The 24,257-nt window shown below is 59.9% G+C and carries 22 protein-coding genes and 1 tRNA gene; 16 read left to right on the forward strand and 7 right to left on the reverse strand.

The annotated features are described in order from the left end of the window. The first annotated feature begins 22 nt into the window (after positions 1-22). Positions 23-1,252, forward strand: coding sequence for a multifunctional CCA addition/repair protein (locus tag AC1RAC_RS20130; RefSeq protein ID WP_252949314.1), 1,230 nt, complete (start codon positions 23-25; stop codon positions 1,250-1,252). A gap of 134 nt (positions 1,253-1,386) precedes the next feature. Here the strand turns inward: AC1RAC_RS20130 and folK are convergent, their stop codons facing one another. Both folK and folB read right to left on the reverse strand, forming a co-directional pair. Continuing rightward, the gene (gene folK, locus AC1RAC_RS20135; protein ID WP_054896793.1) at positions 1,387-1,905 is read right to left on the reverse strand and encodes a 2-amino-4-hydroxy-6-hydroxymethyldihydropteridine diphosphokinase; all 519 of its coding nucleotides are present in this window, start codon (positions 1,903-1,905) and stop codon (positions 1,387-1,389) included. Next, positions 1,896-2,249 carry a dihydroneopterin aldolase gene (gene folB / locus AC1RAC_RS20140; protein WP_054896792.1) on the reverse strand — a complete coding sequence of 118 codons (354 nt, stop codon included), beginning with the start codon at positions 2,247-2,249 and terminating at the stop codon, positions 1,896-1,898. The genes folK and folB overlap by 10 nt, the downstream gene beginning before the upstream one ends. Before the next feature lie 74 nt (positions 2,250-2,323). Between folB and plsY the strand changes: the two genes are divergently transcribed. Beyond that, on the forward strand, positions 2,324-2,893 hold the full coding sequence (gene plsY / locus AC1RAC_RS20145; protein ID WP_492616928.1) for a glycerol-3-phosphate 1-O-acyltransferase PlsY: 570 nt from the start codon (positions 2,324-2,326) through the stop codon (positions 2,891-2,893). Positions 2,894-2,924: 31 nt separating this feature from the next. Here plsY and tsaD read toward each other — a convergent pair whose 3' ends face one another. Beyond that, positions 2,925-3,950, reverse strand: coding sequence for a tRNA (adenosine(37)-N6)-threonylcarbamoyltransferase complex transferase subunit TsaD (tsaD, locus tag AC1RAC_RS20150; RefSeq protein ID WP_003194748.1), 1,026 nt, complete (start codon positions 3,948-3,950; stop codon positions 2,925-2,927). Between the two features lie 203 nt (positions 3,951-4,153). Between tsaD and rpsU the strand changes: the two genes are divergently transcribed. From rpsU to pqqE, 14 genes are all read left to right on the forward strand, one after another. Next, complete coding sequence (rpsU, locus tag AC1RAC_RS20155; protein ID WP_002551877.1) at positions 4,154-4,369, forward strand: 30S ribosomal protein S21; 216 nt, start codon at positions 4,154-4,156, stop codon at positions 4,367-4,369. Positions 4,370-4,811: 442 nt separating this feature from the next. Beyond that, on the forward strand, positions 4,812-6,782 hold the full coding sequence (gene dnaG, locus AC1RAC_RS20160) for a DNA primase (protein WP_014720188.1): 1,971 nt from the start codon (positions 4,812-4,814) through the stop codon (positions 6,780-6,782). A gap of 67 nt (positions 6,783-6,849) precedes the next feature. Then, a complete protein-coding gene (rpoD, locus tag AC1RAC_RS20165; protein ID WP_054896790.1) occupies positions 6,850-8,697 on the forward strand; it encodes an RNA polymerase sigma factor RpoD in 1,848 nt (615 codons plus the stop codon). A gap of 134 nt (positions 8,698-8,831) precedes the next feature. Further along, positions 8,832-12,575 (forward strand): EAL domain-containing protein, encoded by a 3,744-nt coding sequence (locus tag AC1RAC_RS20170; protein WP_492616929.1) that lies wholly within the window; start codon positions 8,832-8,834, stop codon positions 12,573-12,575. A gap of 15 nt (positions 12,576-12,590) precedes the next feature. Then, a tRNA-Ile gene (locus tag AC1RAC_RS20175) sits at positions 12,591-12,667 on the forward strand. Between the two features lie 112 nt (positions 12,668-12,779). Further along, positions 12,780-13,226 (forward strand): Lrp/AsnC family transcriptional regulator, encoded by a 447-nt coding sequence (locus AC1RAC_RS20180; protein ID WP_003194755.1) that lies wholly within the window; start codon positions 12,780-12,782, stop codon positions 13,224-13,226. A 147-nt stretch (positions 13,227-13,373) separates the two neighbouring features. Further along, positions 13,374-15,077, forward strand: a complete 1,704-nt coding sequence (locus tag AC1RAC_RS20185; RefSeq protein WP_034128835.1) for a flavin monoamine oxidase family protein — start codon at positions 13,374-13,376, stop codon at positions 15,075-15,077. Between the two features lie 10 nt (positions 15,078-15,087). After that, positions 15,088-15,882, forward strand: coding sequence for a carbon-nitrogen hydrolase family protein (locus AC1RAC_RS20190; protein ID WP_492616930.1), 795 nt, complete (start codon positions 15,088-15,090; stop codon positions 15,880-15,882). Between the two features lie 48 nt (positions 15,883-15,930). Further along, entirely contained in the window at positions 15,931-18,306 is a 2,376-nt protein-coding gene (pqqF, locus tag AC1RAC_RS20195; protein WP_492616931.1) for a pyrroloquinoline quinone biosynthesis protein PqqF, read from the forward strand. A gap of 158 nt (positions 18,307-18,464) precedes the next feature. After that, positions 18,465-18,539: a pyrroloquinoline quinone precursor peptide PqqA gene (gene pqqA / locus AC1RAC_RS20200; protein WP_003194766.1), complete on the forward strand. Its 75-nt coding sequence runs from the start codon at positions 18,465-18,467 to the stop codon at positions 18,537-18,539. Positions 18,540-18,610: 71 nt separating this feature from the next. Then, on the forward strand, positions 18,611-19,522 hold the full coding sequence (pqqB, locus tag AC1RAC_RS20205; RefSeq protein WP_034128837.1) for a pyrroloquinoline quinone biosynthesis protein PqqB: 912 nt from the start codon (positions 18,611-18,613) through the stop codon (positions 19,520-19,522). A gap of 11 nt (positions 19,523-19,533) precedes the next feature. After that, a complete protein-coding gene (pqqC, locus tag AC1RAC_RS20210; protein WP_003194770.1) occupies positions 19,534-20,286 on the forward strand; it encodes a pyrroloquinoline-quinone synthase PqqC in 753 nt (250 codons plus the stop codon). Continuing rightward, on the forward strand, positions 20,283-20,558 hold the full coding sequence (pqqD, locus tag AC1RAC_RS20215) for a pyrroloquinoline quinone biosynthesis peptide chaperone PqqD (protein WP_034128838.1): 276 nt from the start codon (positions 20,283-20,285) through the stop codon (positions 20,556-20,558). Before pqqC ends, pqqD begins: the two co-directional genes overlap by 4 nt. Continuing rightward, positions 20,551-21,681: a pyrroloquinoline quinone biosynthesis protein PqqE gene (gene pqqE, locus AC1RAC_RS20220; protein ID WP_052200001.1), complete on the forward strand. Its 1,131-nt coding sequence runs from the start codon at positions 20,551-20,553 to the stop codon at positions 21,679-21,681. Before pqqD ends, pqqE begins: the two co-directional genes overlap by 8 nt. A gap of 5 nt (positions 21,682-21,686) precedes the next feature. Here pqqE and AC1RAC_RS20225 read toward each other — a convergent pair whose 3' ends face one another. From AC1RAC_RS20225 to AC1RAC_RS20240, 4 genes are all read right to left on the reverse strand, one after another. Further along, the gene (locus AC1RAC_RS20225) at positions 21,687-21,845 is read right to left on the reverse strand and encodes a YqaE/Pmp3 family membrane protein (RefSeq protein WP_003194776.1); all 159 of its coding nucleotides are present in this window, start codon (positions 21,843-21,845) and stop codon (positions 21,687-21,689) included. A 93-nt stretch (positions 21,846-21,938) separates the two neighbouring features. Next, positions 21,939-22,256 carry a helix-turn-helix domain-containing protein gene (locus AC1RAC_RS20230; RefSeq protein WP_492616932.1) on the reverse strand — a complete coding sequence of 106 codons (318 nt, stop codon included), beginning with the start codon at positions 22,254-22,256 and terminating at the stop codon, positions 21,939-21,941. Next, the gene (locus AC1RAC_RS20235) at positions 22,240-22,605 is read right to left on the reverse strand and encodes a type II toxin-antitoxin system RelE/ParE family toxin (protein WP_014720198.1); all 366 of its coding nucleotides are present in this window, start codon (positions 22,603-22,605) and stop codon (positions 22,240-22,242) included. Before AC1RAC_RS20235 ends, AC1RAC_RS20230 begins: the two co-directional genes overlap by 17 nt. A 225-nt stretch (positions 22,606-22,830) precedes the next feature. Further along, complete coding sequence (locus AC1RAC_RS20240) at positions 22,831-24,093, reverse strand: aspartate aminotransferase family protein (protein WP_054896784.1); 1,263 nt, start codon at positions 24,091-24,093, stop codon at positions 22,831-22,833. Positions 24,094-24,257: the final 164 nt, after the last annotated feature.

Here is a 24,257-nt window from a genome sequence, read left to right on the forward strand (position 1 = left end):
TGCCGCTAATGGAGGCTTTTTCATGAAAATCTACAAAGTCGGCGGCGCCGTGCGTGATCGCCTACTGGGCATCAAGGTCACCGATATAGACCGCGTCGTCGTTGGCGCGACGGCCGAAGAGATGCTCGCCAAGGGTTATAAACCGGTAGGCGCCGATTTCCCGGTATTTCTCGACCCGAAGAACGGTGACGAATACGCCCTTGCTCGCACCGAACGCAAGAATGGCCGGGGTTACGGTGGCTTTATATTCCATGCGAGCCCCGACGTTACGCTGGAAGAAGACCTGATCCGGCGTGACCTGACCATCAATGCCATGGCGGAGGACGACGAGGGTAACCTGACCGATCCTTATCAGGGCCAACGCGACCTTGAAGCGCGTATTTTACGGCATGTTTCTCCCGCATTCGCCGAAGATCCCCTCCGCGTATTGCGCGTTGCGCGTTTCGCCGCGCGCTATGCGCCTCTTGGCTTCACAGTCGCCCCTGAGACTCTGGAGTTAATGCGCCAACTCAGTGAGTCCGGCGAGTTGGAGGCCCTTACCCCCGAGCGTAGCTGGAAGGAAATCTCACGGGCGCTGATGGAAGATCAACCCCAGGTATTTATCCATGTACTGCGTGACTGCGACGCGCTGAAAACCTTGATGCCGGAGGTGGATGCGCTGTTCGGCGTGCCGCAGCCCGCAGCTCACCACCCGGAAATTGACACCGGCGTGCACACCTTGAGCGTGCTGGAACAAGCTGCCCTGCACAAGCAACCGCTGAGCGTGCGCTGGGCCTGCCTGCTGCACGACCTGGGCAAAGGCCTGACACCTGTGGATAAGTTGCCGCAGCACATTGCCCACGAACATCGCGGCTTGAAGCTGATCAAAGCGGTGAACGAGCGTTTCAAGGTGCCGAGGGATTGCCAGGAGTTGGCCTTGCTGGTGGGGCAATATCATACTCACGGGCATCGAGCGCTTGAACTCAAGGCCTCGACATTGCTGGAGTTGCTGCAAAGCTTCGACGTGTACCGTCGGCCGCAACGCTTTGAGGAGTTCGTGGTGGCCTGCGAAATGGACGCTCGTGGCCGCAAGGGTTTTGAACAGCGCAGTTATCCACAGGCCGATTATTTGCGCGGAGCGGCAAAGGCTGCACGCGAAGTGCCGGTCGCGCCGCTGCTAGAAAAGGGTTTCAAAGGTCCCGAACTGGGCGATGCGCTCAAGCGCGAACGGTTAAGCGCATTGAAAGCCTACAAGGAAAACCCCTCTCCTTAGGCGATGGCCGTTGTGGCGAGGGAGCTTGCTCCCGCGGGACCGGGCTGGCGCTCCAGTGCGAAGCGCTCCCAAGATAATGGGGCTGCTGCGCAGCCCAGCGGGAGCAAGCTCCCTCGCCACAACAAGCTCGGCTCCTACAAAACAGCTCGTGGCGTGAGTGGCTGACCCTGCCATTCGAACGCAACCGGTGCCAATACCTGATCAATCTGCGCGTCTCGCCATAATTCGGCCATTGTCCTGCCAGCCTCAGGGTGCATACGGTCCGGCGCCATCATCGACAGCGGCCACAACACAAAGGCGTTTTTCAGGATTTCGGCTCGCGGCAAGATCAAGCCATCGAAATTGCCCACCAGATCGCCATACAACAACACATCGATATCCAGCGGCAGGCCTTTGCGGTCTGGCGCGTAGCGGCCATTGTCAGCCTCGATGGATTTCAAACGACGATCCAACTCCATCAACGGCAGGTCGGTATAAGCCGACACCACCAGATTGAAAAACGGCCCACTTTTGATCCCCACCGGCTGGCTTTCGAACACCGCCGAACAGCGCATATCCGTCAAGAAACCGGCCAACGCATCCAAGCCGGCACATAGACGAGCCTCGCGGTCGATATTGCTGCCAAGCCCGAGGTAAACCTGAGTCAATGACATCCGCGCTCGATCTCCACGCCCACGCCCTTGGCAGCCGGCACCGCGCCGGGCTTGGTCAACTTGAGGTGCAGCCAGGGAATCTGGAATTCACTCATCAGCACTTCGGCCAGACGCTCGGCAAAGGTTTCCACCAGTTGGTACTGGGACTGCTCGGCAAAGGCCTGGATACGCGCAGACACCCTGGCGTAATCCAGTGCCAGGGTCAGGTCATCACCGGCCGCAGCTGGGCGATTATCCCAGGCGAAGCTCAGGTCCAGGCGCAGGCATTGCCGGATTCCGCGCTCCCAGTCGTAAGCCCCGATCACGGTGTCGACTTCCAGGCCTTCGATAAACACTCTGTCCAAGCACTTTTCTCCGCAGCACGACAAGGGCGCGATGCCCCGTTAGAATCAGGGCGTCCTCGCCCGGAATAGTTAGCATGTTTTGGTCACTGGCGATTTTCGCCTACCTGCTCGGCTCGCTGTCCTTCGCCATTTTGCTCAGCCGCTTGACGGGAAACCCCGATCCGCGAATGAGTGGCTCAGGCAATGCCGGCGCCACCAATATGTTGCGCCTGGCCGGCAAGAAACTCGCCGTCCTGACCTTGCTGGGCGACGTTTGCAAGGGCCTGCTGCCCGTGCTGATCGCCAGCCTCGTCGGCCTTGGCTTGCAGCAGCAAGCCTGGGTGGGCCTATGTGCCGTCCTGGGCCACCTGTTCCCGTTGTACTTCCGTTTTCGCGGCGGCAAGGGCGTAGCCACGGCGGCCGGCATGCTGCTGGGTATTCACCCCCCTGCGGCGTTACTGGCCATGCTCGCCTGGCTGCTGACGTTCTACCTGACCCGTACCAGCTCGCTGGCCGCGCTGATTGCTACGCCGCTGACCCTGCCGTTGCTGGCCTGGCAGGAACCGCAAGCGCTGTTACCGATGAGCGTGCTGACACTGCTGATCGTCTGGCGCCACCGCGGCAATCTACGCGACCTGTTTGCCGGGCGCGAACGGCATTTTTAAATATCCCGCCTGGATTCGGCGCCCTTGAATCTTACAACGGCGGCAATTGCTCCATCGGCCAGCGCGCCTGCACGCTGATCGCCAGGCTTTCGTGCTGCCCGGCCTGCAAGCGCTGGCAACCGGCATAGGCGATCATTGCGCCGTTGTCAGTGCAGAACTCAGGGCGTGCGTAGAACACATTGCCATTCATGTCGCCGAGCATTTTTTCCAGGGAACTGCGCAACGCCTTGTTGGCGCTGACGCCGCCTGCGATCACCAGCCGCTTCATGCCCGCCTGTTTCAGGGCGCGCTTGCACTTGATGGTCAAAGTCTCCACCACAGCCTGCTGGAACGCCAGCGCGATGTCGCAACGGGCTTGCTGGCCGTCGTCCCCGGCGCTGACGCTCTGCTGCCAGGTGTTCAAGGCAGAGGTTTTCAAGCCGCTGAAACTGAACATCAAGCCAGGGCGATCACACATCGGCCGCGGGAAGGTGTAGCGACCGGCAACGCCGTTCTCGGCAAGGCGGGCGATTTCCGGACCACCCGGATAATTAAGTCCCATCATCTTCGCGGTTTTGTCGAACGCTTCACCGGCGGCATCGTCCAGCGACTCGCCCAACAGTGTGTATTGGCCGATCCCGTCCACCTGAACCAGCTGCGTATGCCCCCCCGACACCAACAAAGCGACGAACGGGAACTCCGGCGGTGTTTTTTCCAGCATGGGCGCCAATAAATGGCCTTCCATATGGTGCACACCAAGGGCAGGAATGCCCCAGGCAAACGCCAACGCCTGGGCGCAAGAGGCCCCAACCAGCAGGGCTCCGACCAATCCGGGGCCGGCGGTGTAAGCGATGGCATCGATCTCGGTTGCCACACAGCCGGCTTCATCCAGCACCTGGCGGATCAGCGGCAGCATGCGCTTGACGTGATCGCGGCTGGCAAGCTCCGGCACCACGCCGCCATAGGCGCGATGCAGGTCGATCTGACTGAACAGTGCATCGGCCAAAAGCCCGCGTTCACTGTCGTATAGTGCGACTCCGGTTTCGTCGCAGGAGGTTTCAAGTCCCAGTACTAGCATGGGTTTGCGCCTTGTAGAGGCTGAATTCGAAGGCGCGCATAATAGTCGCCACTCCCCCTCCCGACTAGCGGTTTTCGATCAGAGGCTTTGCATTCCGGGCAATGAGGGGTTAACATCCGCAACCCTTAAAAACCGACGACCTCAGCCGCGAATTTTTTGCGACGAGAACGTTGATTCCCGGTAATGAAAGAAGGTAGCTCTGGATGCCAGCCGTCAAAGTAAAAGAGAACGAACCCTTCGACGTAGCTCTGCGTCGTTTCAAGCGCTCCTGCGAAAAAGCCGGTGTTCTGGCTGAAGTTCGTAGCCGCGAATTTTATGAGAAGCCAACTTCTGAGCGTAAGCGCAAAGCAGCAGCCGCTGTTAAGCGTCACGCTAAGAAAGTTCAGCGCGAACAGCGCCGCGCCGTTCGTCTGTACTAATACACAGACGTTCGTAGCAAGCTTCTGCCAAGCCCGGCCCTCAGCCGGGCTGTTGGCATTTGCGGATATCGCTTGATGCTTCACCGTCGACGCCGCACATGCGACCGAGACACTGCTTCACACGTCAGGGCTGGCTCTTTTGCCAGCGGTGCACGTCTCTTCTGACGAGCCTAACAAGGCTACTGACGAGCACACCTATTCTTCAAACAGACGATCAACCGTGTCGGCTGTGCCCATCGATGCGTTTCCGAGGCTGCCATTGGCCAAGACCGGACGCCCGGGCAACATTTCCATGCCGAAGACTGATCAGAAACTACCCTCAGTGAATATTCGGCAGATACACTTCCTGATGACCCATGCAGACGATGATGATCGAGCACCCCTTACGTGCGCTTGAACACGTCACGGGCCCTCATTTACACGCAGTGATGACGAGAACGCCATGGCCGGGCTGATTCCCCAGAGCTTTATTGACGACCTTCTGAACCGCACCGACATCGTCGATGTTGTCAGCTCACGCGTACAGCTGAAAAAAGCCGGCAAAAACTACACCGCCTGCTGCCCTTTTCATAAAGAAAAAACCCCATCCTTCAGCGTCAGCCCCGACAAGCAGTTCTATTACTGCTTCGGTTGCGGGGCGGGCGGGAATGCCCTGGGCTTCCTGATGGACCACGACAACCTGGACTTCCCCCAGGCTGTCGAGGACCTGGCGAAAGCCGCCGGCATGGAAGTGCCCCGCGAAGAAAGTGGCCGGCCGCACAAACCGCGGCAACCCACCGATTCGCCGCTGTATCCGCTGCTCACCGCTGCTGCCGACTTTTACCGCCAGGCACTCAAGAGCCATCCGCAGCGCAAGGCCGCTGTCGATTACCTTAAAGGGCGCGGCCTCACCGGCGAAATCGCTCGGGACTTCGGTCTCGGCTTCGCTCCGCCGGGCTGGGACAATCTGTATAAACACCTGAGCAGCGACACCCTCCAGCAAAAGGCCATGATCGATGCCGGCCTGCTGGTGGAAAACGCCGAGACCGGCAAGCGCTATGACCGCTTCCGCGACCGGGTGATGTTCCCGATCCGCGACAGCCGTGGCCGCATCATCGCCTTCGGCGGCCGTGTACTCGGGGACGACAAGCCCAAGTACCTGAACTCTCCGGAGACCCCGGTGTTCCACAAGGGCCAGGAACTCTACGGCCTGTTCGAGGCGCGCAAGAACAACCGCAACCTCGACGAAATCATCGTGGTTGAGGGTTATATGGACGTGATCGCCCTGGCCCAACAAGGCCTGCGCAACGCGGTCGCGACCCTCGGCACCGCCACCAGCGAAGAACATCTGAAGCGCCTGTTCCGTGTCGTGCCCAGCGTGCTGTTTTGCTTCGACGGCGACCAGGCTGGCCGCAACGCCGCCTGGCGCGCGCTCGAAGCCACGCTGTCGAGCCTGCAGGATGGGCGTCGCGCACGCTTCCTGTTCCTGCCCGAAGGCGAAGACCCGGACACGCTCGTGCGCTCGGAAGGTACCGATGCGTTCCGTGCACGCATCAATCAACATGCACAGCCGCTGGCGGATTATTTTTTCCAGCAACTGACCGAAGAAGCCGACCCGCGCTCCCTGGAGGGCAAGGCCCATATGGCCACCCTTGCGGCGCCGCTGATCGACAAAGTCCCGGGCGCCAATTTGCGCACACTGATGCGCCAGCGCCTGCTGGAGATCACCGGCTTGAGCGGTGAAGCCGTCAGCCAGCTGGTACACAGCGCTCCGCAAGAGGCGCCGCCAGCCTACGACCCCGGCATGGATTACGACGCCATGCCGGACTACGCTGACTTTCACCAACCTCAGGAGGCCTTCGCCCCCCAGCAGGAATGGACGCCGAAGAAGCCCGGCGCAGGCGGCAAGAAGTGGGATAAAAAGCCGTGGAGCAAAAACGGTAAACGCGGTGATCGCGATGAAGCCTACGCTCCACGCACACCCGTAGCGGTGGAAGCCCCCACATTGATTGCACTGCGCACACTGATTCACCACCCGCAATTGGCCGGTAAGGTTGAAAGCGCCGACCATTTTGCCAACGAGAGCAACACCTACGCCCAGGTGCTTATTGCACTGATCGAAGCCGTGCAGAAAAACCCTAAGCTAAACTCAATCCAGTTGATGGCTCGCTGGCATGGCACGGAACAGGGCCGTTTATTGCGGGCACTGGCGGAAAAGGAGTGGCTAATTGACGGCGACAACCTTGAACAACAGTTTTTAGACACCATTAATAGGTTATCCGCGGGTCAACACACTCAGACCCTCGACGAACTTATCAAGAGAGCAAGGCAGCCGGGATTATCGGCTGAAGAGCAAATTCAGATAGCAAAACAGATGCGCGACCTCTTAAAACAGAATGTTTACGCATCAAACCCGACCTCAGCTGGCGTGTGAGGTCATAGCTCGGGTATAATCCTCGGCTTGTTTTTTGCCCGCCAAGACCTTCAGTGGATAGGGTGTTATGTCCGGAAAAGCGCAACAGCAGTCTCGTATCAAAGAGTTGATACTTCTTGGTCGTGAGCAGGGTTACCTGACTTACGCGGAGGTCAACGACCACCTGCCTGAGGATATTTCAGATCCTGAGCAGGTGGAAGACATCATCCGCATGATTAACGACATGGGGATCAACGTATTCGAAGTCGCGCCAGATAAGGATTCCCTTATGCTGGCCGACGCTGATACCGACGAGGCCGCCGCTGAGGAAGCTGCTGCCGCGCTGGCTGCAGTAGAGACCGATATCGGCCGCACGACAGACCCTGTGCGCATGTATATGCGCGAAATGGGTACCGTCGAGCTGCTGACACGCGAAGGCGAGATCGAAATCGCCAAGCGTATCGAAGAGGGTATCCGTGAAGTGATGGGCGCCATTGCGCACTTCCCTGGCACGGTTGACCACATTCTCGCCGAGTACACCCGCGTCACCACCGAAGGTGGCCGCCTGTCCGACGTCCTGAGCGGTTATATCGACCCGGACGACGGCATTGCGCCGCCTGCCGCCGAAGTACCGCCGCCTGTTGATGCGAAAGCCGCAAAAGCGGACGACGACTCCGACGACGACGAAGCTGAAAGCAGCGACGACGAAGAAGAAGCCGAAAGCGGTCCAGACCCGGTCATCGCGGCCCAGCGCTTCGGTGCGGTTTCCGATCAAATGGAAATCACCCGCAAGGCCCTGAAGAAGCACGGTCGCGGCAACAAGCAGGCAATTGCCGAGCTGGTGGCCCTGGCTGAGCTGTTCATGCCGATCAAGCTGGTGCCCAAGCAATTCGAAGGCCTGGTTGAGCGTGTTCGCAGTGCTCTTGAGCGTCTGCGTGCCCAAGAGCGTGCGATCATGCAGCTCTGTGTGCGTGATGCGCGCATGCCGCGTACCGATTTCCTGCGCCAGTTCCCGGGCAACGAAGTTGACGAAAGCTGGAGCGACGCACTGGCCAAGGGCAAGGCGAAATACGCCGAAGCCATAGGTCGCCTGCAGCCCGATATCATCCGTTGCCAGCAGAAGCTGACCGCGCTTGAGACCGAAACCGGCCTGACGATTGCAGAAATCAAAGACATCAACCGTCGCATGTCGATCGGTGAGGCCAAGGCCCGCCGCGCGAAAAAAGAGATGGTTGAAGCGAACTTGCGTCTGGTGATCTCCATCGCCAAGAAGTACACCAACCGTGGCCTGCAGTTCCTTGATCTGATCCAGGAAGGCAACATCGGCTTGATGAAGGCGGTGGACAAGTTCGAATACCGTCGCGGCTACAAGTTCTCGACTTATGCCACCTGGTGGATCCGTCAGGCGATCACTCGCTCGATCGCCGACCAGGCCCGCACCATCCGTATTCCGGTGCACATGATCGAGACCATCAACAAGCTCAACCGCATTTCCCGGCAGATGTTGCAGGAAATGGGTCGCGAACCGACCCCGGAAGAGCTGGGCGAACGCATGGAAATGCCTGAGGATAAAATCCGCAAGGTACTGAAGATCGCCAAAGAGCCGATCTCCATGGAAACGCCGATTGGTGATGACGAAGACTCCCATCTGGGTGACTTCATCGAAGACTCGACCATGCAGTCGCCAATCGATGTCGCCACTGTTGAGAGCTTGAAAGAAGCGACTCGCGACGTACTGTCCGGCCTCACTGCCCGTGAAGCCAAGGTACTGCGCATGCGTTTCGGCATCGACATGAATACCGACCACACCCTTGAGGAAGTCGGTAAGCAGTTTGACGTGACCCGTGAGCGGATCCGTCAGATCGAAGCCAAGGCGCTGCGCAAGTTGCGCCACCCGACGCGAAGCGAGCATCTGCGCTCCTTCCTCGACGAGTGATACCAGAACCCCCGGCCCAGGCCGGGGGTTTTGCTTTCTACCGATTGCTTTGACAGATTAACTGCCCCGCACCACCCCACCCTCGCAATGCCCGTCTACACTCGAGACATTCCCCGTGCCATAACGAGACCGTTATGCCCAGATTGCCGACCGTGATACTGCTGTCGCTGCTGACCTGGACCGCAACGGCTGGCGCGTTGACTCTTACGGATGATGAGCGTAGCTGGTTGGCGGACCATCAGGAGCTGCGCCTAGGCGTGGATGCGTCTTGGCCACCTTTTGAATATCGCGATGAAAATGGCCGATATCAGGGCTTGGCAGCCGATTACGTACGCCTGCTTCAGGACCGCCTGGGTGTGCGAATCAAACTGATCGAACCGGTGAACTGGACCGCAGTGCTTGAACAAGCCCGCAATAATCAGCTCGACCTGCTGCCGGGCATTATGTCCACCCCCGAACGCCAAAACTTCCTGGCCTTCACACGCCCCTATCTCGACTTTCCCATCGTCATCCTGGCCCATGAAGGCGGCGCGAAACCACGCAGCCTCAAGGATTTGTACGGGCTGAAAATTGCCGTGGTGGAGAACTACGCCCCCCATGAATTGCTCCGCACCCACCATCCGGACCTGAATCTGGTCGCCCTACCCAACGTCAGTTCGACGCTGCAAGCCCTGGCCACCGATGAAGTGGATGCCGTGGTCGGCGACCTCGCCTCCAGCGTCTGGAGCCTGCGCCAACTCAAGCTCGACGGCCTGTACGTCAGCGGCGAAACGCCCTACCGCTACCAACTGGCGATGGGCGTGCCGCGGGATGAGAAAATCCTGGTGGGCATCCTGGACAAAGTCCTCGCCGATCTCAGTTCAGCGGAAACTGATGCGATCCAGCAACACTGGGTCGGCAGCTTCACCGATCACCGTACCTTCTGGGCTGACCTGCTCACGTACGGCCTGCCAGCGGTGCTGCTGTTGAGTACGGTGCTGGCGATCGTCATTCGGATCAATCGCCGGCTCAGCTCGGAAATTTCCCGTCGGGTCGCCCTTGAGCAAGAACTGCGAAGCAGCGAGTACCACTATCGCGGCTTGGTGGAGAGCTTGTCCGCCATCGCCTGGGAAGCAAGCATCAGCGACTTCACCTACAGCTATGTGTCGCCCCATGCCGAAGACCTACTTGGCTATCCCCGCGCCCATTGGCTGATTCCAGGCTTCTGGCGCAACATCATCCATCCCGCTGACCTGACCCGCGCCGAGGCCTATTGCTATCGGGAAACTCGTGCCAACCGTGATCACAGTATTGATTACCGGGTCATCACCGCTGATGGCCGCTGCCTGTGGGTACGTGACATTGTCAGCCTGATCGAACACGGCCACGAGCCAGTGCTGCGCGGCCTGATGATCGATATCAGCGAAGCCAAGCGCACCGAAGAAGCCCTGCAATTGTCCGAGCAGAAATTTGCCTCGGTGTTTCAGCAGTGCCCGGACATCCTGGTGATTGCCCGGATGTCTGATGGCTGCCTGCTGGAGGTCAACAAGGCATTCGAGGACCAGATTGGCCTGAGCTTTGATGAGGTCGTGGGCAAAACCGCCTCAGATCTGAATATATGGGGCATTCAGGGCGTCGGTCCGGATTTGCTGCAGCGGGTACAGACCACCAGTATCCGTAACCTGGAAATGTCCTTTCTGCGCAGCAATGGTCAGGCATTTACCGGGCTGATCTCAGCTGAGCCGTTCCAACTCGATACCACTGAAGCCCTAGTGGTGGTGGTGCGCGATATCACCGAGCTCAAGGAAACCCAACAGCAGTTGCAAACCTCCGAAGAGAAATTCGCCAAGGCATTCCATGCTTCCCCCGACGGTTTACTACTGAGTCGCCAAAGGGATGGCCTGCTGATTGAAGTGAACGAAGGTTTCAGCCACCTGACCGGCTTCACCAGCGCCTCTTCACTCGACCAATCTGCCTTGGACCTGGGCATCTGGGTCGACCTCAACGAACGCAAGCACATGCTGGAATTGATGCAACGCGACGGCTTTGTCCGCGATTTCATCTGTCATATCCGTCGTGCCGATGGCCAGATTCGCCTCTGCGAAGTGTCCAGCCGCCCACTGCCGATTGGCGACGAAGATTGCATGCTGACCATCGCCCGGGACATCACCGAACGCCAGTTGATGCAGGAAAAACTGCAGCAGGCCGCCACGGTGTTCGAAAGCACCGCCGAAGGCGTCTTGATCACCGACACACGACAGAACATCAGCGCCGTCAACCGCGCCTTCACGGAGATAACCGGCTACAGCGAGGTTGAAGCCCTTGGCCATACCCCGCGCTTGCTCGCCTCCGGCCTGCACGACAGCGCGTTCTATGCGGCGATGTGGCACCAGTTGACGAGCCATGGCCACTGGCAAGGAGAGATCTCCAACCGCCGCAAGAACGGCGAGGTGTATCCGAGCTGGCTGACCATCAGCGCTGTGCGTAACCGCGAGCAATTGGTCACGCACTTCGTTGCTGTGTTTGCCGACATCTCCAGCCTCAAGCTGGCCCAGGCCCGCCTGGATTATCAGGCCCACCACGACCCATTGACTGGCCTGCCCAACCGCACCCTGTTTGAAAACCGGCTGCAGGCCGCACTCAACGGCCAGCAGGAAAGTGGTAAACAGGGCGCGGTGCTGTTTCTCGACCTCGACCGCTTCAAGCACATCAACGACAGCCTCGGCCACCCGGTCGGCGACCTGCTGCTCAAAGACATCGCCGTACGCCTCAAGGAGCAGTTGCGGGACGTGGACACCGTTGCTCGCCTGGGCGGCGACGAATTCATCATCCTGCTGCCCGGCTTGCAACAGGCCAGCGACGCCCAGCACTTGGCGAACAAACTGCTCGACTGTTTTACCCCGCCATTCCAGGCCGGCGAGCATGAGTTCTTCATCAGCGCGAGTATCGGCACCAGTCTGTATCCGCAAGACGGTACCGACGTCGCCACCCTGGTCAAAAATGCCGACGCCGCGATGTATCGCTCCAAAGCCAAGGGGCGCAACCGGGTCGAGCGCTACACCCGCGACCTGACCGCCCAGGCCAATGAACGCGTAGCGCTGGAGCACGAACTGCGCCGCGCCATCGAACGTGAAGAATTGAGCCTGTATTACCAACCCAAACGCAGCCTGGTCACCCAACAACTGATCGGTGCCGAAGCCTTGATCCGCTGGCACCACCCGACCTTGGGCGAGGTCCCGCCCGAACACTTTATTGCCCTGGCCGAAGAGAACGGCATGATCCTGCAAATCGGCGACTGGGTACTGGAACAGGCGTGCCGGCAGTTGCACGCCTGGCAAGCGGCTTTCAAGGATTTCGGCCCCCTCTCGGTCAACCTTGCAGGCGCGCAACTGCGTCACCCCAACCTGCTATCACGCATCGAACAACTGCTGCGCGATTACCGCCTCGAACCTGGCTGCCTGCAGTTGGAGATCACCGAAAACTTCATCATGAGCCAAGCCGAAGAAGCACTGGCGGTGTTGCACCAACTCAAGCGCCTGGGCGTACAGCTGGCAATCGATGATTTCGGCACCGGCTACTCGTCCCTCAGCTACCTCAAACGCCTGCCTCTGGACTTCCTCAAGATCGATCAATCCTTCGTCCGCGGCTTGCCCGACGACCCTCACGATGCAGCCATCGTGCGCGCCATCATCGCCCTTGGCCACAGCATGCAATTCACCATCATCGCCGAAGGCGTGGAAACCCCGGCACAACAAGCATTCCTCGCAAGCGAGGGGTGTGAACAGATGCAAGGCTACATCGTCAGCCTGCCCCTGCCGCCGGAGCTTTTTGCCGCCAGCTTCCTTCGTACACGGCACAAGGATTTTTCGGATGGCACAGTGAACAAACCATCGCTATAATCCGCGACCTACTGAGGGCCTATAGCTCAGTTGGTTAGAGCAGGGGACTCATAATCCCTTGGTCGTAGGTTCGAGTCCTACTGGGCCCACCATACTCAAAGCCGCGCACTGCGCGGCTTTTGCGTATCTGGCATCACGGTTCTTTCAGCCAGGCCAAGCCTGTACCATGCTTGCCCATTGCCCTCCCGCACTGGAGCTCTCCCCTTGCCCGCCCTAGACGAAATCGACCGCCAACTGATCGCCGCCCTGCAGCTCAACGCCCGTGAAAGCGTGGCCATGCTCGCCCGGCAGTTGGGCATCGCGCGTACCACCGTCACGTCGCGTCTGGCACGCCTGGAGAAAACCCAGGTCATCACCGGTTACGGCGTGCGCCTGGGCCAGCGCGTTGCGGATGGTGGGTTGCAGGCTTACGTGGGCATTACCGTGCAACCCCGTTCGGGCAAAGAGGTGTTGCGCAGGCTAAGCGCCATGGCGCAGGTGCAGCAGTTGTGCGCGGTGAGTGGGGAGTTCGATTACGTGGCTTGGCTGCGCACCGATTCGCCGGAGCAACTGGACCAATTGCTGGACCAGATCGGCAGTGTCGACGGTGTGGAGAAAACCACCACCTCAATCATCCTCAGTAACAAATTGGATCGCGGACAACCAATCTGATCACTATCTTCGTCATATTGACTAAAACTAGCGCAATCCGACGACACATTGCGTCTTATTAACGAGCGCAACGCTCCCTAAACTGGCTGCCATCTTTTCCTATACTCAACGGGCCCTCCTCCCGCCGAGCCGTCAGTAAGGTCAGCCATGAGCATTCCGTCCAGCACCCTCAGCAAACCCAATCGCCACCCGGGCGACGGCAAGAAACCCATCACTATCTTCGGCCCGGATTTCCCGTTTGCCTTTGATGACTGGATTGAACACCCCGCCGGACTGGGCAGTATTCCTGCGGCTAACCATGGCGCCGAAGTGGCGATCGTCGGTGCCGGGATCGCGGGCCTGGTGGCGGCCTACGAGCTGATGAAACTCGGGCTCAAGCCCGTGGTGTATGAAGCCTCGAAGATGGGTGGCCGCTTGCGCTCGCAGGCCTTTGAAGGCGCCGAAGGCATCATCGCCGAGCTGGGCGGCATGCGGTTCCCGGTGTCGTCCACGGCGTTCTACCATTACGTGGACAAGCTGGGACTGGAAACCAAGCCCTTTCCCAACCCGCTGACGCCGGCGTCCGGCAGCACTGTGATCGATCTGGAAGGCCAGACTCACTACGCGCAAAAACTTTCCGATTTACCGGCACTGTTCCAGGAAGTCGCCGATGCCTGGGCCGACGCCTTGGAGGCCGGTTCGCAGTTCGGCGATATCCAGCAGGCGATCCGCGACCGCGACGTGCCGCGCCTCAAAGAGTTGTGGAACAAGCTCGTGCCGCTGTGGGATGACCGTACCTTCTACGACTTCGTCGCCACCTCCAAAGCCTTCGCCAAATTGTCGTTCCACCACCGCGAGGTGTTTGGCCAGGTCGGTTTCGGTACCGGCGGCTGGGACTCTGACTTCCCCAACTCCATGCTGGAAATCTTCCGCGTGGTGATGACCAACTGCGATGATCATCAACACTTGATCGTCGGTGGCGTGGCACAAGTGCCCATGGGCATCTGGCGCCATGTGCCGGAACGCTGCGCCCACTGGCCGGCCGGCACCAGCCTGAGCTCGTTGCATAGAGGCGCACCACGGGCAGGCGTGAAGCGCATTGCCCACGCCGCCGATGGCCGCTTTGCTGTTACCGACAACTATGGCGACACCCGCGAATACGCGGCGGTGCTGACCACCTGCCAAAGCTGGTTGCTGACCACCCAGATCGAATGCGACGAAACCCTGTTCTCACAAAAAATGTGGATGGCCCTGGATCGCACTCGCTACATGCAGTCCTCGAAAACCTTCGTGATGGTTGATCGCCCATTCTGGAAAGACAAAGACCCGCAAACCGGGCGCGACCTCATGAGCATGACCCTCACCGACCGCCTTACCCGTGGCACCTACCTGTTCGATAACGGTGACGACAAGCCGGGGGTGATCTGCCTGTCCTACTCGTGGATGAGCGACGCGCTGAAGATGCTGCCCCAGCCTATCGACAAGCGGGTGAAACTGGCCCTCGATGCACTGAAGAAAATCTACCCCAAGGTCGACATCAAGGCGCGCATCATCGGCGACCCGATCACCGTGTCCTGGGAGGCCGACCCGCATTTCCTCGGGGCCTTCAAAGGTGCCTTGCCCGGTCACTATCGTTACAACCAACGGATGTATGCGCACTTCATGCAGAAGGATATGCCCGCCGAACAACGCGGGATCTTCATCGCGGGTGATGATGTATCGTGGACGCCTGCCTGGGTCGAAGGCGCGGTACAAACCTCGCTCAACGCGGTATGGGGCATCATGAACCACTTCGGTGGCAGCACCCACCCGGAGAACCCAGGCCCAGGCGACGTGTTCGATGAAATAGGGCCAATCGCCCTGGCAGAATAAGGAGTTGAGCATGCGTGTCGCCCTGTACCAATGCCCGCCGCTGCCGCTGGATGTGGCCGCCAACCTGCAGCGCCTGCATCAACTGGCCCATGAGGCACACGGCGCCGATGTGCTGGTGCTGCCAGAGATGTTCCTCACCGGCTATAACATTGGCGCCGAAGCCGTTGGCGCACTGGCCGAGGCACAGGATGGGCCATCGGCGCAGGCGATTGCCGAACTGGCGCAAAGTGCCGGGCTGGCGATCCTGTATGGCTACCCGGAACGGGCCGAAGACGGCCAGGTCTACAACGCCGTGCAGTTGATCAACGCCCAGGGCACGCGCCTGTGCAACTACCGCAAGACCCACTTGTTTGGCGATCTTGACCATTCGATGTTCAGCGCCGGCTCCGATGATTTTCCGGTGGTGGAATTGAACGGTTGGAAGGTGGGCATGCTGATTTGCTACGACCTGGAGTTTCCGGAAAACACCCGGCGCCTGGCCCTCGCCGGTGCCGAACTGATTCTGGTGCCCACCGCCAATATGGTGCCGTTCGACTTTGTTGCCGACGTCACCGTGCGGGCGCGAGCCTTTGAAAACCAGTGTTTTGTAGCCTATGCCAACTACTGCGGGCACGAAGGCGAGATTCGCTACTGCGGGCAAAGCAGCATTGCCGCGCCGGACGGCCAGCGAATTGCCCAGGCCGGCCTGGATGAAGCCTTGATCGTCGGCACCCTGGATCGCCAATCTATTGTCGACGCCCGCGCCGCCAACCACTACCTGCAAGACCGTCGCGCCGAACTCTACGGCGCACTGCACAAGCCCTGACCCATTGGGTTTGCTAGCATAGGCACTTCCCACGCCTCGGAAGTGCCCATGCCTGCGCCGGTTCACCCTCATCCCCTTCACCTGACCCTCGCCAATGGCCTGCGGGTTTGCCTGCGCCATGCGCCACGCTTGAAACGCTGCGCCGCCGTTTTACACGTGGCTGCCGGCAGCCATGACGTGCCATTGGCCTGGCCTGGGCTGGCGCATTTTCTTGAGCACTTGTTGTTTCTCGGTACCGAGCGTTTTCCAGCCGGCGAAGGGCTGATGGCCTACGTGCAGCGCCACGGTGGGCAGGTCAACGCCAGCACCCGTGAGCGCACCACCGAGTTCTTCTTTGAACTGCCGGTGCCGGTTTTTGCAGACGGGCTGGCGCGTTTGGCGGATATGCTGGCTCACCCGCGCCTGGCCCTCGACGATCAACAACGTGAACGCGAAGTGCTGGAGGCGGAGTTCATCGCCTGGTCCCAGGATGCCAAGGCCCAACAGCAAGTGACGCTGCTGCAAGGCTTGGCGGCGGATCATCCCTTGCGCGGTTTTCATGCCGGCAACCGCGACAGCCTGCCGGTGGAAAGCGACGACTTTCAGCATGCCTTGCGAGGGTTCCATACACGCTTTTATCAAAGCGGGCAGATGACCTTGAGCCTCGCCGGTCCACAATCGCTGGCCGACCTGCAGGCCTTGGCCCAGCAGTTCAGTGACCAACTGACGCCCGGCCCATTGCACCCGCAGGCCGCTCCACCGGCCTTGATGCATGGCCCGGCACACCGTTATCAGCACGTCGCCGGCCAACACCTGCATCAGGTCATTACCTGTAACGCGCCACGGGAAGCGCTGGCGTTTCTCTGCACCTGGCTCAACGCCTCGGCCGCCGGTGGGTTGCTCGCCGAGCTGCAAGCACGACGACTGGCCACCGCGCTGCAGGCGTCCGTGCTGTACCAATTCGCGGATCAAGCCGTGCTGGATATCCACTTCACTCTCGGCAGCGCGCGCGAACCGGCCACGTCGATCGAAGAGTTGCTGCACGACTGGCTGAGTTTCTTCGCACACAGCGACTGGACAGCATTACGCGAAGAGTTCGCCTTACTCAATGCTCGCCAGCAACAGGTCCAAGGCGCCCTGGCGTTGGCGCGCAACGATGCCCAAGACCTGTCGGAACAAGGCGCCGCAGTCCTCAAGGCCATGCTCGATTCACTGCACCTGCCCGCCTCCCGGCACCCTTGGCAACTGCCGCCCAATAACCCTTTGCTTCGTGCGCCCGCCAAGGAAGAACGCGCGGGCCTGATTCGTGGCCAAACCAGCGCCCACCGTGGCTTGCGCACCTTTGCCCAGGATCGCTCACGGGGCCGACGGGAGCTGTCAGCGTTGACCTTCAGCCAGGCGTTGGCGGATGACACTGGCGAAGGCGCGCTGTACCTGCAGTGGCGGTTTGACTCGGCGGTACCCACCGGGCTGGAAAGCCTGTTGCGGCCGTTGCGCGAACAGGCACGCCAGGCCGGCGTCGAGTTGTCTTGCGAAACGATCGCCACTGACTGGCAAGTGAAGATGCACGGCCTCCACGAGCCCATGCCGGCGGTGCTCGAAGCGTTGGCGCGGTGTCTGAGTGACTCGGATGAACCTTTGCCACCGACCGCTCCCGTGCCGATGATCGCCATCCGCGAACTGCTCAAGGCGTTGCCCGCTTGCTGCGCGGGTGTTCAGCCCCAGCCTCAGGAGACAACAGCATCATGGGCTACCGCGCGCTGGCAGGCGCTGGGCGCTGGCCTGCCTCCCGCCAGTGAAGCCGCGATCAAAGCCGCAGCGGCCCGGCTGCCTGGGCAACCGGCAAGCGTGCCTTATACACCTCACGTCCTTGACGGACAAAAGCGCTGGCACGCAGTCAGCACCGAATCCAGCGAAGCAGCGCTACTGTTATTCTGCCCGACGCCGACTCAATCCCTAGCAGATGAAGCCAACTGGCGGTTGCTCGGGCACGTGCTCCAGGGGCCGTTCTACCAGCGCTTGAGAGTCGAACTGCAAATCGGCTACGCCGTGTTCAGCGGCATCCGACAGATCAACGGCCAAACAGGCCTGTTGTTTGGGGTGCAGTCGCCCACCCTCTCCCTAGACGGCATCGTCCAACAGTTGCAGGCCTTCCTGGGGCAACTGCCGTCGTTGATCGAGCGCAGTCCCGACTTGGGTAACCAGGCCCTCGCACAGCAGTTCGCGGCCCAGACGCTGCCTATCAACGAAGCTGCCGACTTGCTCTGGCATGCGCACCTGGCAGGCCATTCGTCGGGTTATCTGGATCAGCTTCAACAGTTGATCCAAGCGTGCACGCGCGAGGATGTGCAGCGCGCCGCGCAACGACTCAATGACGCTGCAGGCGGCTGGCAATGTGTGGCCAACGGGCCGCGCATCAGCGACGACTGGCAAGCAGCGCCGTGATCATTGCCAACCCTGCAACAGGCTTTCTCCACCGAGACAGCGCTAACTTGAATAAAATTGCGTAACATTGCGCAGCAATATCTGAACATCTCCAATGGGAGGTGGACTATATGTATTACTTGGTAGTGAACGTCCCATCCCTTGATAGGAGTAAGAATATGACCTGGTCCAAACCTGCTTACACTGATCTGCGTATTGGTTTCGAAGTCACCATGTACTTCGCCAGCCGTTAATTGGCTGAGTGACACAACGCCTCGGTTCGCCCGGGGCGTTTTTGTTTTGAGCTGTGCTTGATGGAGCGATCATGTTTGTCCAGATTCTAGGTTCCGCCGCCGGCGGTGGCTTCCCGCAGTGGAACTGCAACTGCGTGAACTGCGCAGGTTTTCGCGATGGCAGCCTGCGGGCCCAGGCGCGTACCCAGTCATCCATCGCGATCTCCGACAATGGCGTGAATTGGGTGCTCTGCAATGCCTCGCCGGATATCCGCGCACAACTCCAGGGCTTTGCGCCCATGCAACCGGGCCGCGCCCTGCGCGATACCGGCATCAGCGCAATCATCCTGATGGACAGCCAGATCGACCATACCACTGGCCTGCTGAGCCTGCGCGAAGGCTGCCCGCACCAGGTGTGGTGCACCGACATGGTCCACGAAGACCTGAGCACCGGTTTCCCGTTGTTCACCATGCTGACCCACTGGAACGGTGGCCTGGCCTGGAACCGCATCGAGTTGGACGCCAGCTTCACCATCCCGGCCTGCCCCAACCTGCGCTTCACCCCGCTGCCGTTGCGCAGCGCCGCACCGCCCTATTCGCCGCACCGTTTCGACCCGCACCCCGGTGACAACATTGGCCTGATCGTCGAAGACCTGCGCACCGGCGGCAAATTGTTCTACGCCCCGGGCCTGGGCAAGGTCGACGCACCGCTGCTGGACATCATGGCCGGCAGTGACTGCCTGCTGGTGGACGGCACGATGTGGGACGACGATGAAATGCAGCGCCGTGGCGTCGGCACCCGCACCGGGCGTGAGATGGGCCACCTGGCACAGAACGGCCCCGGCGGCATGCTTGAAGTGCTCGAGCAACTGCCCAAACAGCGCAAAGTGCTTATCCACATCAACAACACCAACCCGATCCTCGATGAAGACTCCCCCGAGCGAGCGGAGCTGGTGCGGCGCAATGTCGAAGTGGCTTACGACGGCATGAGCATTGAATTGTAGGAGCGATCGAAATGACCGACACACCGTTGAGCAAGGCTGAGTTCGAAGCCGCCCTGCGCGCCAAGGGCGCCTTCTACCATATCCATCACCCCTACCATGTGGCGATGTACGAAGGCCGCGCCAGCCGTGAGCAGATCCAGGGCTGGGTCGCCAATCGCTTCTACTATCAAGTGAATATCCCGCTGAAAGACGCGGCGATCCTGGCCAACTGCCCAGACCGTGAAATCCGTCGCGAATGGATCCAGCGCCTGCTCGACCATGACGGCGCGCCCGGTGAAGACGGCGGTATCGAAGCCTGGCTGCGCCTGGGCCAGGCCGTGGGCCTGGACCCCGATCAACTGCGCTCCCAGGAGTTGGTGCTGCCCGGCGTACGCTTCGCCGTGGACGCCTATGTCAACTTCGCCCGCCGCGCCAGCTGGCAGGAAGCCGCCAGCAGCTCGCTGACCGAGCTGTTCGCGCCGCAAATCCACCAGTCGCGCCTCGACAGTTGGCCCCAGCATTACCCGTGGATCGACCCGGCCGGTTACGAATACTTCCGCACACGCCTGGGCCAAGCCCGTCGCGATGTGGAACACGGCTTGGCGATCACCCTGCAGCACTACACCACCCGCGAGGGGCAGGAGCGCATGCTGGAAATTCTCCAGTTCAAACTGGACATCCTCTGGAGCATGCTGGACGCCATGAGCATGGCCTACGAACTCAAACGCCCGCCGTATCACAGCGTGACCGAACAGCGGGTATGGCATAAAGGGATCACCCTATGAGCTTTGATCGCAGCAAAAAACCGACCTGGCGCCAGGGCTATCGCTACCAGTACGAGCCTGCTCAGAAAGGCCACGTATTGCTCTACCCCGAAGGCATGATCAAGCTCAACGATAGCGCCGCATTGATCGGTGGCCTGATCGACGGCGAGCGCGACGTTGCGGCAATCATTGCCGAGCTGGATAAGCAGTTCCCCGGTGTGCCAGAGCTGAGTGACGACATCGAGCAATTCATGGAGGTCGCCCGTGCTGAGCACTGGATCACCCTTGCCTGAAAAGCCAGCCATAGGCCTGCCTCTGTGGCTGCTGGCCGAGCTGACCTATCGCTGCCCGCTGCAGTGCCCGTATTGCTCCAACCCGCTGGATTTCGCCGAGCAGGGCAAAGAGCTGAGCACCGAACAATGGATCAAGGTATTTCGCGAAGCCCGTGAAATGGGTGCTGCGCAGTTGGGTTTTTCCGGCGGCGAGCCGCTGGTGCGCCAGGACTTGGCCGAGCTGATCGGCGAGGCTCGCAAGCTGGGTTTCTACACCAACCTGATCACCTCTGGCATCGGCCTCACCGAACAAAAAATCAGCGACTTCAAGAAAGCCGGCCTGGACCATATCCAGATCAGCTTCCAGGCCAGTGACGAACAGGTGAACAACCTGCTGGCCGGCTCCAAAAAAGCCTTCGCGCAAAAACTGGAAATGGCCCGAGCGGTGAAAGCCCACGGCTACCCGATGGTGCTGAACTTCGTCACCCATCGCCACAATATCGACAAGATCGACCGCATCATCGAGCTGTGCATTGCGCTGGAAGCGGATTTCGTCGAACTCGCCACCTGCCAGTTCTACGGCTGGGCACAGCTCAACCGCGTGGGCTTGCTGCCCACCCGCGAGCAGTTGGTGCGCGCCGAACGCATCACCAATGAATACCGTGCCAAGCTGGAAGCCGAAGGCCACCCTTGCAAGCTGATCTTCGTGACACCGGATTATTACGAGGAGCGACCCAAAGCCTGCATGAATGGCTGGGGCAGCATCTTCCTGACAGTCACACCCGACGGCACCGCCCTGCCCTGTCATGGCGCGAGGCAAATGCCCGTGCAGTTTCCCAATGTGCGCGACCACAGCATGCAGCACATCTGGTACGACTCGTTTGGCTTCAATCGCTTTCGTGGCTACGACTGGATGCCTGAGCCATGCCGTTCATGCGACGAAAAAGAAAAGGACTTCGGCGGCTGCCGTTGCCAGGCCTTCATGCTCACTGGTGACGCCAGCAATGCCGACCCTGTATGCAGCAAGTCCGAGCAGCACGGCATCATCCTGCAAGCGCGGGAAGAGGCCGAACATGCCACCCAGACCATCGAGCAACTTGCCTTTCGCAATGAGCGCAACTCAAGGCTCATTGCAAAAGGCTGAGGGCCTCAACGCTTGGCGATGATGTACACCGCGTGGATGATGCCAGGGAAGTAACCGCACAGGGTCAGCAGGATATTCAGCCAGAATGCACCGCCGAAACCTACTTGCAGGAACACACCCAATGGCGGCAGCAGAATGGCGATGATGATACGAATGATGTCCATGGGTCAGCTCCAGAAAATCGGCTCGTGTGAGCCGTGTAGCTAATCGACCTTGGCGGTTCGTGAGGGTTCAGTGGATTCTGGCATTGGGCCATCTCAGGTCAGAATCTGCAGGCCATGTTTTTGCACGATACTCAATAACTTGAGCGCCATGCCACTGGGCCGCTTCTCTCCCGACTCCCATTTTTTGACCGTGGACGCGCTGGTGTTCAGGTAGCGGGCGAACACAGGTTGGCTGACATGGCTGCTTTCACGTAGTTGCTTGATCTGTTCGGCAGGGATTTGATCTGGCATGGATAAGCACGCCTCATCATATTCTCGCAGAGTGGTTTTGCTGATGGCGCCGACAGCATGAAGTGCCTTGGCTGACTGGTGAATGGACTCAAACGCCTCGCTTTTATACTTCTTGGTCATGATGTATCTCCACAAACTCCTTGAGATCCAGCATTTGCTGAATCTGTGCTTCGTTTAACCTTTCATAAGTTTTGGCCAGTGATCGAAACCAAACAAGTTCGCTCTGCGTAATGTTGCCTTGATCCTTCTTCGCGAACAGCAACTGATAAACCCAATAGTGCCTACCCTTGGCCAATATGATTGAACGATGTCGATTTTGGTTGAGGCGTTTTTTCCAGACACCACCGCCCAGATTATCTGCCTGCCCCCTCAGCATTTCGCCAAACGCCTCCCTCAACTCCGAATCGCAGATCCAGGCTTTGTTGGCCGCCTCGGCAAATCGCCGTGTTTTAAACAACCTGAGCTTCACGGAGGTCCCTTCACAAAAACATACCACCCAGTGGTATAGATTAAAAGTCGAGCACGCTGTGCCCCATCGGCGGTCCTTGCCGACGTCCGCTAAGAAACCACTGTTCCCAGGGAGGCTCAATCAACGTTTTCACACCAGAAATTACGCAGACAAAAAAACGCCCCCAACCAAAAGAATCAGGCTGGAGGCGCCGCGTATGCCGCGAGACGGTTCAGGAAACTGGGGTCACACCGCGATGCCCTTGCGGCATTGCACTTGAGCGGTACGCACCCGAGAAAAGGCGCGGGCAAGCCGAAGAAGCATTTCGTCGATATGGGTTTTGCTGATGTTCAGCGCAGGGGTAAAGCGCAGGCAGTCAGGTTGCGCGGCAGTGAGAATCAAGCCTTCGTGCAGCGCGGCCTTGACCACTGCAGCGGCGCAATCGTCCGACAGTGTCAGGCCCCAAAGCAGCCCGTTGCCGCGCAAGGGCCCATGGCCGTAGCGATAGGCCAGGCGGGCAAGGCCTTCTGCCAGGTACAAGCCCGATTCACGTAGGTGCTCGAGAAAGCCGTTCTCCAATAGAGCGTCGAGTACTGCGATACCCGCAGATGCCATCAGTGCATTGCCATGATGTGTACCGTCCAGCTCGCCCGGTTCGAAGCAACAGGCAGTGCCACGCGCCAGCAACGCCGCCAGGGGCACGCCGCCGCCCAGGCCTTTGCCCAGGGCAATGATGTCGGCGCGCACGCCGTATTGCTGCTCGGCGAGCAAGCTGCCGCAGCGGCCGATACCGGTTTGCACTTCGTCGAAGATCAGCAGGATCCCCAGCTCACGACACAGGCGTTCGACGCCCTTGAGGTAATGTTCTGTCGCAGGGAGGACACCGCCGCCGCTTTGTATCGGCTCCAGCATGATGGCGACGGTCTGCGCATCGACCGCTGCATGCAGGGCCGGCAGATCGTTAAACGGCACTTGGCTGAAACCTGGCAACTGCGGTTCGAATCGGTTTTCGCAGGCCACAGCCGACGCCGACATCGCCCCCAGGCTCCGCCCATGACAGCCATTGTTTACGGTGATGATGTGGTAAGCGCCACCGCGATGCAGTTGGCCCCACTTGCGTGCCAACTTGATGGCCGCTTCACAGGCTTCGGCACCGCTGTTGAGCAAATAGGCCTGGTCGCTGCAGGTGTGGTGGCACAGACGATCGACAAGATCCAGTTGCGCGCGGTTGTGCAAACCCAGGCCAGGGTTGATCACGGTGTGCATCTGTTGGGCAATGGCGTCGCGTACGGCCTGGGGACTGTGACCCAGGCTGTTGGCCCCACCGCCTTGACTGAAATCCAGATAAGCGCGGTCGTCAGCGTCCGAAAGCCAGGAACCCTGCCCCTGTACAAACACCTGGGGCGGGCGCGCCACAGTGGGCATCAGGCACTGGCTGGAAACATCTGCACGCGGGGCATGCACAACCAGGTCATCCAGACTCGGCGCGCAGCGACGGAACAAGTTCACACTTCACCCCCGCTGGCAACCTGACCTTGGTCGATGCCACCTGCCAATGAGGCCTTCAGATTTTTTGCCTTGCCTATGTAAACGCTATCAACAAAAACGCTGTTCATTGTCCGATCCGGCCCTGTAAGCCCTGCGAATAGGCGCTAGACTAGGCGCCTCGGGGG

This window comes from Pseudomonas sp. GW823-FHT02F05 (assembly GCF_058797315.1).